This window comes from Streptomyces spinoverrucosus (genome assembly GCF_015712165.1).
Taxonomy (GTDB): domain Bacteria; phylum Actinomycetota; class Actinomycetes; order Streptomycetales; family Streptomycetaceae; genus Streptomyces; species Streptomyces spinoverrucosus_A.
In genome coordinates, this window is sequence record NZ_JADPZX010000001.1 from 468,692 (window position 1) to 480,736 (window position 12,045).

Below are 12,045 nucleotides of genomic sequence, written 5' to 3' on the forward strand. Positions count from 1 at the left end.
GGACCGGGCGATGGCGAAGCACTGGGCCGACTTCCAGTACGAGATCTATCTGAACGGGATGACGGGAGCCGTACCGCGGCTGCCGACCGATCTGACGCGGCTGGAGGAGCTCACCGAGCAGCGGCTCGGTCCCGGCCCGGTGGGCTATGTCGCGGGCAGCGCCGGCGACGGCAGTACGGCCCGCGCCAACCGGGCGGCCCTGAGCCGTCGCCGGATCGTGCCGCGGATGCTGCGGGACGTGCACGAGCGGGACCTGTCGGTCGAGGTGCTGGGCCGCGCGCTGCCCGCGCCGGTGGCGCTGGCGCCGGTCGGGGTGCTGTCGATCATGCATCCGGACGCGGAGTGCGCCGCCGCCCGGGCGGCCGCCGCGCAGGGCGTGCCCTATGTGCTGTCCTCGGCGTCCAGCACGCCGATCGAGCAGGTCGCGGAGGCGATGGGCGACGCCGAGCGCTGGTTCCAGCTGTACTGGGCCAAGGACCGCGAGGTCACCCGGAGTTTCCTGAACCGGGCGAAGGCGGCCGGGTTCGGCGTCCTGGTCGTCACGCTGGACACACCGCTGCTCGCCTGGCGGCCGCGCGACCTGGACCAGGCCTACCTGCCGTTCCTTCACGGGGTGGGCACCGCCAACTACTTCTCCGACCCGGCGTTCCGGGCGGGCCTCGCGAAGCCGGTGCACGAGGATCCGAACGCGGCGGTGATGCACTTCGTCGGCATGTTCGCGGACCCCGCCAATACCTGGCCGGACCTGGCGTTCCTGCGGGAGAACTGGGACGGCCCGATCGTCCTGAAGGGCGTCCTGCACCCGGACGACGCCCGGCAGGCCGTCGACGCCGGAATGGACGGCGTGGTGGTGTCCAACCACGGCGGCCGTCAGGTGGCCGGGGCGACAGCGGCGGCCGACGCGCTGCCCAGCGTGGTGGCGGCGGTCGGCGACCGGCTGACGGTGCTGTTCGACAGCGGGGTGCGTACCGGGGACGACATCTTCAAGGCGCTCGCGCTCGGCGCGCGGGCGGTACTGGTCGGACGGCCGTACGTCTACGGTCTCGCGCTCGACGGCCAGGCGGGCGTGGAGCACGTGATCCGCTGCCTGCTCGCCGAACTCGACCTCACCCTCGCCCTGTCCGGCCACGCCACACCCGCGACCGTCGGCGCGTCCGACCTCGTGGAGGGCCCCGCCTGACCGCCGCGCCGGACGGCCGCAGCCCCGGCCGGCACCGAACGCCGGCCAGGGCCACGGGGCGCGCGTCCGCGCCCGCCGACTCGACGCTAGAACCCGCTGCCGAGCCCCGCCTGCCGTGCCGACGGGTCGACCGTCTCCACGACCGACAGCGAGCCCGCGTCGGCCGGCTGCGGATCGGTCAGCCACCGCTGGGCGTCCGATCCGTCGCGCACCTTGACGACGATGTCGGCTCCCGGGTCCCCGCTCGTGGCGGCGAGCGCCAACTGCTCGTCCCAGCGGGGCAGCAGCTCGCCCCGGACGGTGAGGTCGTACCGCACGTCGTCGGCGCGCTCGTCGTCCTCGTCGGCGCACGTGCCGAGGATGACGACACCGGCGTCCGCGTGCGAGTCCAGGCACAGCCCGGGGTCGGCCACGCTGCGCAGCAGCCCGTCGTTCTCGTACGACCACTGCTGGGTCGGTTCGGACGAGCAGCTCTCCAGTACGGCCCCGGCCCCCGCCTCGGCCTCGTCGCGGACGTCGAGGCACAGCTCGCTCGCGGCGTTGCGCAGCCGGGTCTGCCGGGGTGCGGTGGGGAGTTGGGCAGTGCCGGGGGGCGTGGGCTGGGCCTGGGTGCCGGTGCCGGGTGCCGAGCCGGTGCCCTCGGTGGCGCCCGCGGAGGCCGTGGGGTCGGTCTCACCGTCGTAGGACGACAGGCTGGTGGCGAGGACGGTGCCGAGCAGTGCGGCGCCGGCGATGCCCACGCCCGTGCGCAGTGCCCGGGAGGAGCGCCCGGCCACTTTGGGGAAGCGGGCCAGGACACGGTGGCGTGCGGCGCTGCGGGCGCGGGCGGAGTGCCGGGCGGCGGCGCGCGTGCGCGGCCGGTGCTGGGTGCGGCCCGGCCGGGAGTCGAGATAGCGGCGGCTGCCCCAGCCGAGCACGGCCTCGGCGAGCAGGACGTCCAGTCCGCCCTCGAAATGGCTGAGCTGTTCGGCGGCGTCACGGCAGTAACGGCACTCCGCCAGATGCTGCTGGACATCCGGCAGCAGGGCGCCGCCGCGGCGGATCGGGACATCGAGGAGGCGGTTGTAGAAGCCGCAGTCCTTCGACGGCGCGAGTTGCTGATGCGCCCGTACACAGCCCTCGCGGAATTTGTCCCGGGCCTGTTCGAGGGTGGCCGACGCCGTGTCGGTGTCCATGCCGAGCAGACCGGCGGCGAAGGCGATCGGTTCCGCCTCGACCTCGGTGTGCCACAGCAGAGCGCGGGCCGGTCCGGGAAGGCCCTGGAATGCGCGCTCGGCCAGCTTGCGGTTTTCCGGCGTCATGGACTTGGCGGTACGCATACCACGTCCCCCGGCCGGTTTCTGCAACTCCGGCAGTGCCCCCGTTATTCGCTCCTCGGCCGACCACAGCCGCACGATGTCCCGCACCGTCACCAGCAGCCGCGGCCGCAGCGCGTCGCCCGTCTCCCCGAGGGTGAGCCGGTCGAAGACCTGGTGGAAGGCGGCGGCGGTGACCATGGACGCGACGCTCGCGGAGGAGGCGAGGCAGATCACCGCGTAGTCGTGCGCCGGCTGCCAGTGCCGGGCGATCAGCAGGGCCGTGGAATGGGCGACTTCGGCGTCCGGGGCGCCGGTCAGCCGGGCGGCGAGGGCCGCGTCGGATTCGCCCGGATCACCGCCCGACGGCGGGTAAGGAGGACGAGGGGGGTGGGGGGTGGGCACTGAGCGGATTCCTTCCCACGCAAGGTGGCACAAAGAGTTCTGTCCGCCGAAAAGGAAGCCGCCCGATTGGTGCGTACCTTTTTGACGGGGTGCGAGGGGCGTGAATTGTGCGCGTGAGCCCGGCCATTACACCCCCCGCCGGATGGTTCACACTGTCACAGCTCGCTCTGGGCCAACAAGGCACTTGAGCAACATCAGCGCCACTGACAGAAAGTCAAATTCGGGCGCTACTCGTGGCGCGTGGCTCGCCATTCGATATTCCGAGCGCCCCGTGCGAGCGCCCCGGAATGGCCGCTGTCAGATCTGCCAGGACCGCAGCCGGTCCGCCGCACCGTACACATCCGTCTTGCCGTCGATCAGGTCCCGGGTGAGGTCGACCAGCGCGCCGTAGGGCGGGTCGATACCGACGCCGCTGACGAACATGTAGGCCACGGCGGTCGCGCAGGCGAAGCGGGCGTTGGCCGAGGGCAGCGGCTTGAGCAGGGCGAGGGTGTGCAGCAGGGCGGCGGCCCGCCAGGCGGGGTCGGAGTTCACGCCGAGGCGGGGCGGGTCGACGCGGTGCCGGGCGACGGCGGCGACCAGCGCGGAGAAGTCGTTGATCGTCGGCTGGTCCGGCAGGACCTCCTCGTGCCGCTGGAGGAGCCAGGGCACGTCGATGTGCAGGACGGGTGCCATCGGTCAGGCGACCCGTCCCTCGCCGCCCGCGGGCGGCTCGTCGTCGGGGAAGGCGGCCGCGAACTCGTCGGCGTGGGCGGCGAAGAACCGGCGGAAGGCTTCGGCGCCCTCCTGCAGCGCCCGGTGCCGGGCGATGTCGGCCGCGGCCGCCTCACGCACGAGGGCCTTCATCGACGTACCGCGCTCCTTGGCGATCTGTCGCAGGTCCTCCAGCTCACGATCACTGAACTCCACGTTGAGGGCTGGCATGCGCCTACGGTACCGCCAGGGGTACTTACTCGTAAATACTCCCAGCTCAGAGGGGTCAGGAGACGGTACCTCAGCCCTGGTCCGCCACGAAGGACGCCATCCGGGCCAGGGCGGCGTTCCAGTTGATCGTCAACTCGTTCGTCGACCAGGACTGGATGTCGTCGATGTAGCAGAACTGACCGACGCAGCCCTGGAGTTTGCTCTGCGCGTAGGGGTCCTGGATGCTGGAGTTCGGGCCGCCGGCGAGGGTGCCCCGCGGCGGGTTCGGCAGGGCGGGGTCGAGCTGGCGGGCGTACCAGCGGCTGTGCTGGTTCTGCGCGCCGACCTCGCCGTAGCCGGTGACGTAGGAGATGTTCAGGGCGTTGCGGCCGAGGACGTAGTCCATGCTCTGCAGCGCGCCGTCGCGGTACTTGCCGGCGCCGGTCAGGTCGTGGGCGGTGGCGATGATCACCGCGTTGTTGAGGACCTGGTGGTTGGAGCCCCAGTCGTAGAGGTTGCCGTCGGGGGCGTAGGGCATGCCGTACGGCTGTGCCTTCAGCGTGGCCAGATAGCGGTCGGCGCCCTTGATCACCGACTGGCGGACCCTGTCGCGTCCGGGGAGCCGGTTCGGCACGGTCGCGAGGTCGAGGCGGCCCGCGGCGGCCGTCCGGGCCCAGTCGAAGCCGAGCGGACCGAAGATGTCGGCGGTGTGCACGGGTGAGGTGACGATGTGCCGCTCGAACTGCCGCTCCCCGGTGGTGAGATACAGCTCGGCCGCCGCCCAGTAGAACTCGTCGGTCGCGTCGCTGTCGGCGTAGGCGCCACCGCCGATGCCGTCGTTCGGGTCGGCGTACATCTCCGGGTGCGCGAGGGCCGCCGTCCAGGCCTTGCGCGCCGCCGTGAGTGCCCGCGCCGCGAAGGCGCGGTCATAGGGCCGGTACAGCCGGGCCGCCTGCGCGGCCGTCGCCGCCAGGTTGAGGGTCGCCTGCGTGGACGGCGGGTGCAGCTCGCGCTTCTGCGGGTCGTCGCTGGGCAGCAGCGGCAGGCCCGTCCACTGCTCGTCGTGCATCTTGTGGTGCGCCATCCCGGCCAGCGGCTCGCCGTCCGGCACCTGCATCCGCAGCAGGAACTCCAGCTCCCAGCGGACCTCGTCCAGGAGGTCCGGCACCTTGTTGCCGCTCTCCGGGATGGCGAGGGTGCCGTCGCGGAGCGGGCCGGGCCGTCCGGTGCGGGCGTGCAGGGCGCGTTCGTAGGTGCTGAGCAGCTCCCAGGTCGAGATGCCGCCGTTGACGACGTACTTGCCGTGGTCACCGGCGTCGTACCAGCCGCCGGTGACGTCGAGGGTGTGGTCGCAGACTCCCGGCCGGCAGGGCACGTTCGCGTCGCCCTGGTTGGGCGCGACGCCCACGTGTCCGGCGGGGCGTCCGTAGCCGGGGCGCAGATCGTCGCGGATCTCGATGCCGCTGCGCTGCGTGTAGTAGAACTTCAGCGCGTCCAGCCGCAGCTGCTCGTACACGGCCGCGTCGATGTCGAACGGCCGGCTCGTCTCGCCGTCCGCGACCAGCGTGAGGCCCTTGCCGCGGGCCCGGTGGGAGCCGAAGTCGATGGAGTGGACGTTCTGCCCGGAGGAGACGTCGCCACCGCGCGGCACGGTCCGGCCCCGGGCGAGCACCGCACCCTCGGCACTCTTCAGCTGCCAGGGCAGCGCCTCGGTCGCGTCGGTGACGAGGGTGGCGTTCTTCGGCCCGGTGGGCAGATAGGCGACCTGGTTGACGCGGACGCGTGGTCCGGTGTCCGGTTCGTACGGCTCCGGCGGCACCCCGCCCAGCAGCGACACGTCGTCCATGCAGAAGCGCCAGGCCTGCGCTGCACCGCCGAGCTGGAAGGCGACCTGGCCCTGCGCGGTGTCGACGGGCGAGGTGAAGGTGTAGGCGTACGCGTCACCGGAGACGCTCAGCTGCGGCTTCACCTCGAACCAGGTGTCGTACGGCGCCTGAGACAGGCCCACGATCGCGCGTACGGCGTTCCCGGCGGGCGCGCCGGAGGCGGTGAAGGAGAAGCGGTACGACTCCCCCTTCACCAGGGTGAGGTCGTTCTGGCCGACGGCCGCGTCCCAGGGGTTGGCGGTGCCGCCGGGGACGTCCGCGCAGAGCCGGCCGTCGGACAGGGCGGCGGTGACATTGCTGACCCACCAGGGGTCGGTGGTGCCGTCGAAGGTGCCGTTCCTGATCTGCTCGACCTCGTCGGCTTCGGCGGGCAGTGCGGTGAGGGCCGTTCCCAGCAGGGCGGTCAGGGACAGCAGGGCGGTTCTGCCTCGGTTCACGTCGGGGCTCCTCGGGGTGCGGGCGGCGCCCCTGCGATGGGAGCGCTCCCAAGTTGCGGACGTCCGCCATGCTTGTGCGAGAGGTGACGCCCCGTCAACGGTCCGGACCGTACTGCTTCTGACGTCCGGACCGTTCGGTGTACGGGGCTCAGCCCGCCGGGACCTCCAGCTTGCCGATGCGCACCGCGCCCCGGGCCTCGCCGGGGTACCGGCTCGTGAGGGTGAGGCGCAGCCGGGAGCCGCGGACCGGCGCGAAGGTGATGACCGTCGGTGTGTCGGAGGCGGTCGCCCAGTCCACGGACGCGTCCTCGACCGGCACGTAACGGCGGCCGTCCCACACCTCGGCCTCGACGGCCGCGGGCAGGCTGTGCGTCGCGTCCGTGGTGAACCAGACCTCCGCCCGGTCGAAGGTGCGCGCCCGGCCCCAGTCCACCGACACCCAGTCCTCCGCCCGGGCCCCGTCGAAGGCGGGCAGCAGGGCGGTGGCCGCCTTGTGGAAGCCGTTGGACCAGCCGGTGGCCGGGTCGCCGTCGAGCATGGCGGCGGGCAGGGTGTCGGGGCGGCCGGAGTAACTGGCGTCCGCGTGCGGGTAGGTGACGGGGGCCGGGTGGTCGGGGGCGAACTCCGGTGCCGGGGTGGTCGCGGCCGACCGGGCGGGCGTCGTGCGCACGCTCACGGTCCCGGTGCGCAGACCCTTCACGCGGGCGGTCACCTTCAGGGTGCCGGGCGTGCTGCCGGAGCGGATGATGGCGAGTGCCTTGCCGTGGAAGGCGGTTCGGGTGCTCGCCTGGTAGCGCTCGGCGCTCTCCTGGCGGCCGTTGTCGAGTCCGGCGAGGGAGCCGCCGCTGACGTCGAACGCGATGAGGTGCTCGGCGTCGGGCACGACGACTCCTCGGGCGTCGACGATCTCGGCGGTCACGAAGAGCAGGGAACGCCCGTCCGCGGCGAGGGACTTGCGGTCGGCGGTGAGGCGGACGGCGTGCGCGTCACCGGCCGTGCGCAGCACATCCGTGGCGACCACCCTGCCGTCGGTGCGGGCCACCGCCTTCAGCTCCCCCGGCTGGAAGGGCACCCGCCAGGTGAGGTGCAGCTTGCCCGCGCTGCCGTTCGGGCTGGTGTAGCTGCCGGGGTAGGGGCCGTCGGTGAAGGTCTTGTCGTCGCCGGTGGCCTCGGTGGTCTCCAGGTAGCTCCGCCCGTCGAGGGTCTTCTTGGTGTCGAACCGCCGCAGGCCCAGCGACCGGCCGTTCAGGAACAGCTCGACGGTGTCGACGTTGGCGTACACCCAGACCTCGACCGTCTCCCCCTTTGCGTGGTTCCAGCTCATCGGCAGCAGATGGACCATCGGCTCGCTCGTCCACTGGCTCCTGAACAGGTAGTACATGTCCTTGGGGAACCCGGCCGTGTCGACCGCGCCGAAGAAGGACGCCTTCACCGGGAAGACGTCGTACGGCGTGGGCTCGCCGATGTAGTCGATGCCCGACCACAGGAACTGCCCCGTGAACCACTTCCGGTCCCGGTCCTTCTTGTGCCCGTACTCGCCGCTCATGGTCCAGGAGGCGAGGTTGTTGTCGTACGAGGAAGTGGCGCGCTTGCCCGGGGTGTGGTTCTCGCCGGTGTTCAGGTGCTCGGGCTCCTGGTAGGTGCCGCGCGTCGAGGTCTCCGACGACGACTCCGACTCGAAGAGGAAGAGGTGCGGGTAGGCGGCGTGCAGGGCGTCGACGGACTTGGCGGTGTTGTAGTTGAGGCCGAGGCCGTCCAGCTTGGCCAGCATCAGGTCGGCCGCGGAGCCCTTGGCGGGCAGGCGGCGGTACTTGTCGGAGCCGATGACGATCGGGCGGGTGTCGTCGGCGGCCCTGATGGCGGCGATGATCCGGTCGGCCATGGCGAGCCCGGCGGTGGAGGTGGAGTCGGGGACCTCGTTGCCGATGGACCACATGATCACGGCGGGCGAGTTGCGGGCCGCGAGGACCATCTCGGTGGCGTCCCGCTCGCACCACTCGTCGAAGAACCGGCCGTAGTCGTAGCGGTTCTTGCCGGTCCGCCAGCAGTCGAAGGCCTCGACCTGGAGGACGACGCCCAGCTCCTCGCAGACCCGGATCACCTCCGGCGAGGGCGGGTTGTGGGAGGTGCGCAGGGCGTTGACACCCATCGACTTCATGATCCTCAACTGGCGGCGGACGGCGTCGATGTGGGTCGCCGCGCCGAGCGCGCCCAGGTCGTGGTGGAGGTCGACGCCCTTGAGCTTGGCGTAGGTGCCGTTGAGGTGGAAGCCCTCGTCGGGGTCGCAGCGGAAGGTGCGGATGCCGAAGGGGGTGCGGTGGGTGTCGGTGGTCTGGCCGTCGACGCGCAGCTCGGTGATCAGGGTGTAGCGGTGGTGCGGGGTGGCGAAGTCCCACAACTCGGGTCGCGCGACGGTCAGTTCATGGATCTCCGCCGCCCGGTCGGTCACGTCGACCGTGGAGCTGGTGCGGGCGACCGTCCGGCCGTCGGGGTCGGTGATGCGGGAGCGGATCTCGACGGGTCTCGCGGAGCCGGAGGCGTTCACCACGTCCGTGCGCACCCGCACCAGGGCGCGCTCCTCGGTGACCTGAGGTGTGGTGACGTACGTGCCCCAGCGCGGCACGTGCACGGGGTCGGTGACGACGAGGCGGGCCTCGCGGTGGATGCCGCTGCCGGAGTACCAGCGGCTGCTGGGGAGTTGGTTCCGCACCTTCACGGCGAGGACGTTCTCGGTGGTGCCGTCGGTGTGCAGCAGGTCGGTGAGGTCGAAGGCGAAGCCGGTGTAGCCGTAGGGGTGGCGGCCGAGTTCCCGGCCGTTGCAGTAGACGTACGCGTCCATGTAGACGCCGTCGAACTCGACCGAGATCCGCTTGCCGGCGTAGGCGGGCGGCAGGGTGAAGGCCAGGCGGTACCAGCCGAGGCCGCCGGGGAAGAAGCCGGTGCCGCTGGTGGTGCCGTGGTCGGTGGTCGGGGTCTGCTCGATGCTCCAGTCGTGCGGCACGGCGACCGCGCGCCACGCCGAGTCGTCGTACACGGGATCGGCGGCGTCGGCGTACGCGCCGGTCGGGTCGGTGATTCCGCCCGGGTCGACCAGCGCGAAGCGCCAGCCGTCGCGCAGGGGGACGGCACGTCGGCCGGTGGCGTGCCCGGCGGCGTCGGCGGCCAGGGCACTCGGGGTGCCCACGAGCGCGCCGGCGGCCGGGGCGGCCGTACCGGCGATCAGAACCGATCTGCGAGTGACCGTCACGGCTGCTCTCCCTCATCAGAGCCCAGAAGTACTCACAACTGATCGCGAACAAACAGATTCTGACGGGATGCCACTCACGCCCGTCAAGGGTGCGGTGAGGTCCTTCTGCCCCGTGCGCCACATCGACCGGATCCGCCTCTTGACGGGTGCGCCGGACGGCCTCCGGCGACCGGATTCACGTCGGACGGCGACGCACTAGGCTGGTATGGAAGTGACAGGTTGTTCACTGTGCGTATGCACGATGGAGTGACGACGATGACCACGGAGTACCCGTTCGACGAGGCCGCTACGGCCCGGGCGGTCATCGACGCCGAGGGCCGGGTGACCCAGTGGGGCGAGGGGGCCCGGCGGCTGCTGGGCTGGACGGCCGACGAGGTCGTGGGGCGGCCCGCCGCGCGGCTGGTCCAGGGCGCGACGCCCACGCCCCGGGGGCCCCGCTGGGACGGAACGGTCACTTTGCGCCACCGGGACGGACGTAGGGTGTCCGTATGGCTGCTCGCCCACCGGCGGCCGGGGCCGGGCCGCCGGGAAGGGGACTGCCTCGTCGTCACCCCCCTTCGGGCCGCCAGGGCCCGCCCGGACGACGATCCGCTGGACCGGGCCGACCTCACCCAGTCCCCCTGCGCCGTGGCGATCTACGACGAACGGCTCCGGCTGCACCGGATGAACGACGCCCTGGCGGCGGTGATCGGGCTGCCCGAGGAGCGGGTGCGGGGACTGCGCGTGACCGAGATCAGCGGCCGGCTCCAGACCGAGGAGGTCGAACAGCAGCTGCACCGCGTGCTCACCACCGGGCAGGGGCACGACGTCCGCACCTACGTCCCGGTCGGTGAGGACGGCCGGATGAACGCCTGGCTGGGCCGGATGGCCCCCGTCACCGACGCGGCCGGGCGGGTGTGCGGGGTGTGTGTCACCGTGCACGACTTCACCGATCAGTACCTGGCCCGCGAGCGGCTCCAGCTGGTCAACGAGGCGAGCGTCCGGATCGGCAGCACCCTCGACGTCACCCGCACGGCACAGGAGCTGGCCGACGTGTGCGTGCCCGGGCTCGCCGACTTCGTCAGCGTCGATCTGCTCGACCCGCGGGAGCCCGGGGGTGAGCCCGTCGCCGGGCCGCTGACCGCGCCGATCACGCTGCGCCGGGCCGCCCACCAGTCGATCAACCCGGGCAGCCCCGAGGCGGTGGTGGAGCCGGGCGGTCTGGACGTCTATCCCGCCGCCTCCCCGCAGGCCGACTCCCTGCTGGCCGGCCGGACGATCGTCGCGGACGTGCCGTCCCGGGCCCTCGCCCGGTGGCTGTCCTGGGACAGGGCCCGGATGGAGCGGGTGCGGCAGTACGGCATCCACTCCACGATGTCCGTGCCGATCCGGGCGCGCGGCGCGACCCTGGGCGTCGCGGTGCTGACCCGGTTCCGCCACCCGCACCCGTTCACACCGGACGACCAGCTGCTGGCCGAGGAGATCACGGCACGCGCCGCCGTCTGCATAGACAACGCCCGCCGCTACTCCCGGGAGCGGGAGACCGCCCTCGCCCTGCAGCGCAGCCTGCTCCCGCAGTCGCTGCCGAACACGGCCGCCGTTCAGGCGTGCTCGCGGTACCTTCCGGCGGCGCGGGCCGGGGTGGGCGGCGACTGGTTCGACGTGATCCCGCTGTCGGGGATGCGGGTCGCGATGGTGGTCGGGGACGTGGTCGGCCACGGCATCCAGGCCTCCGCCACCATGGGGCGGCTGCGCACCGCCGTGCGCACGCTCGCCGATATCGACCTCGCCCCCGACGAGTTGCTCACCCATCTCGACGACCTGGTCCTGAGGCTGTCCGACGAGGCCGGTTCGGACGACGGCACCGGGGAGGTGGGCGCGACCTGTCTGTACGCCGTGTACGACCCGGTGTCCCGGCGCTGCACGCTCGCCCGGGCCGGGCATCCCTCGCCGCTCATGGTGCGGCCGGGCGGTACGGCCGAGGAGGTCGAGCTGCCCGCCGGACCGCCGCTGGGGCTCGGCGGGCTGCCGTTCGAGGCGGTCGAGCTGTATCTGCCCGAGGGCACCGTGCTGTCGTTCTTCACCGACGGGCTGATCGAGTCCCGCGACCGGGACGTCGGCACGGGTCACGAACGGCTGCGCGAGGCACTCTCCCGGTCCTCCGCCTCCCTGGACGAGACGTGCGACCGGATCCTGCACCGCCTGCTGCCGACCGGCGGCGCCTCGGACGACGTGGCCCTGCTGCTGGCCCGCACCCAGGGACTGCCCGCCTCGCGGGTCGCGACCTGGGACATCCCGGCCGACCCGGCGCTGGTCGCACCGGTACGCAAGCAGGTCATCGACCAACTCGGCACCTGGGGGCTGGAGGAGGCCGGGTTCACCACCGAGCTGGTGGTCAGCGAACTGATCACCAACGCCATCCGGTACGGCACCCACCCCATCCGGCTCCGGTTGATCCACGACACGGCCACCCTGATCTGCGAGGTCTCCGACACCAGCCACACCGCCCCGCATCTGCGGCGCGCCAAGATCTGGGACGAGGGCGGCCGCGGCCTCCTCCTGGTCGCCCAGCTCACCCAGCGCTGGGGCAGCCGGCACACCCCCGAGGGCAAGACGATCTGGGCGGAACTGGCACTGTTCGAGGAGGAGTAGGGCTGCGGAACGCCTCTCGCGTTTCGCCCTTCGCGGTGCCGCCCCCGCATCGGTCGCCCGG

General features: G+C 72.3%; 7 protein-coding genes. 2 read left to right on the forward strand and 5 right to left on the reverse strand.

From position 1 onward, the window contains the following. The first annotated feature begins 10 nt into the window (after window positions 1-10). Window positions 11-1,180 (forward strand): lactate 2-monooxygenase, encoded by a 1,170-nt coding sequence (locus tag I2W78_RS02200; protein WP_196456427.1) that lies wholly within the window; start codon window positions 11-13, stop codon window positions 1,178-1,180. Window positions 1,181-1,266: 86 nt separating this feature from the next. On the opposite strand, the gene I2W78_RS02205 is transcribed toward I2W78_RS02200, so the two are convergent. The 5 genes from I2W78_RS02205 to I2W78_RS02225 form a co-directional block, all read right to left on the reverse strand. Beyond that, a complete protein-coding gene (locus I2W78_RS02205; RefSeq protein ID WP_196456429.1) occupies window positions 1,267-2,880 on the reverse strand; it encodes a ricin-type beta-trefoil lectin domain protein in 1,614 nt (537 codons plus the stop codon). A 297-nt stretch (window positions 2,881-3,177) separates the two neighbouring features. Further along, window positions 3,178-3,555, reverse strand: coding sequence for a toxin Doc (locus tag I2W78_RS02210; protein ID WP_171114958.1), 378 nt, complete (start codon window positions 3,553-3,555; stop codon window positions 3,178-3,180). Between the two features lie 3 nt (window positions 3,556-3,558). Continuing rightward, window positions 3,559-3,804: a hypothetical protein gene (locus I2W78_RS02215; protein ID WP_196456431.1), complete on the reverse strand. Its 246-nt coding sequence runs from the start codon at window positions 3,802-3,804 to the stop codon at window positions 3,559-3,561. 70 nt (window positions 3,805-3,874) lie between these two features. Next, window positions 3,875-6,106, reverse strand: a complete 2,232-nt coding sequence (locus tag I2W78_RS02220) for a glycoside hydrolase family 9 protein (RefSeq protein WP_196456433.1) — start codon at window positions 6,104-6,106, stop codon at window positions 3,875-3,877. Between the two features lie 148 nt (window positions 6,107-6,254). Beyond that, the gene (locus I2W78_RS02225) at window positions 6,255-9,353 is read right to left on the reverse strand and encodes a glycoside hydrolase family 2 TIM barrel-domain containing protein (protein ID WP_196456435.1); all 3,099 of its coding nucleotides are present in this window, start codon (window positions 9,351-9,353) and stop codon (window positions 6,255-6,257) included. Between the two features lie 255 nt (window positions 9,354-9,608). On the opposite strand from I2W78_RS02225, the gene I2W78_RS02230 reads away from it, so the two are divergent. Beyond that, window positions 9,609-11,984 (forward strand): SpoIIE family protein phosphatase, encoded by a 2,376-nt coding sequence (locus I2W78_RS02230; protein WP_196456436.1) that lies wholly within the window; start codon window positions 9,609-9,611, stop codon window positions 11,982-11,984. Window positions 11,985-12,045 lie beyond the last annotated feature (61 nt).

Coding starts and splice junctions, on each gene's coding strand:
- I2W78_RS02200 (WP_196456427.1), top strand. CDS start 11: ATGGCGAAGCACTGGGCCGACTTCCAGTACGAGATCTATCTGAACGGG.
- I2W78_RS02210 (WP_171114958.1), bottom strand. CDS start 3,555: ATGGCACCCGTCCTGCACATCGACGTGCCCTGGCTCCTCCAGCGGCAC.
- I2W78_RS02230 (WP_196456436.1), top strand. CDS start 9,609: ATGACCACGGAGTACCCGTTCGACGAGGCCGCTACGGCCCGGGCGGTC.
- I2W78_RS02215 (WP_196456431.1), bottom strand. CDS start 3,804: ATGCCAGCCCTCAACGTGGAGTTCAGTGATCGTGAGCTGGAGGACCTG.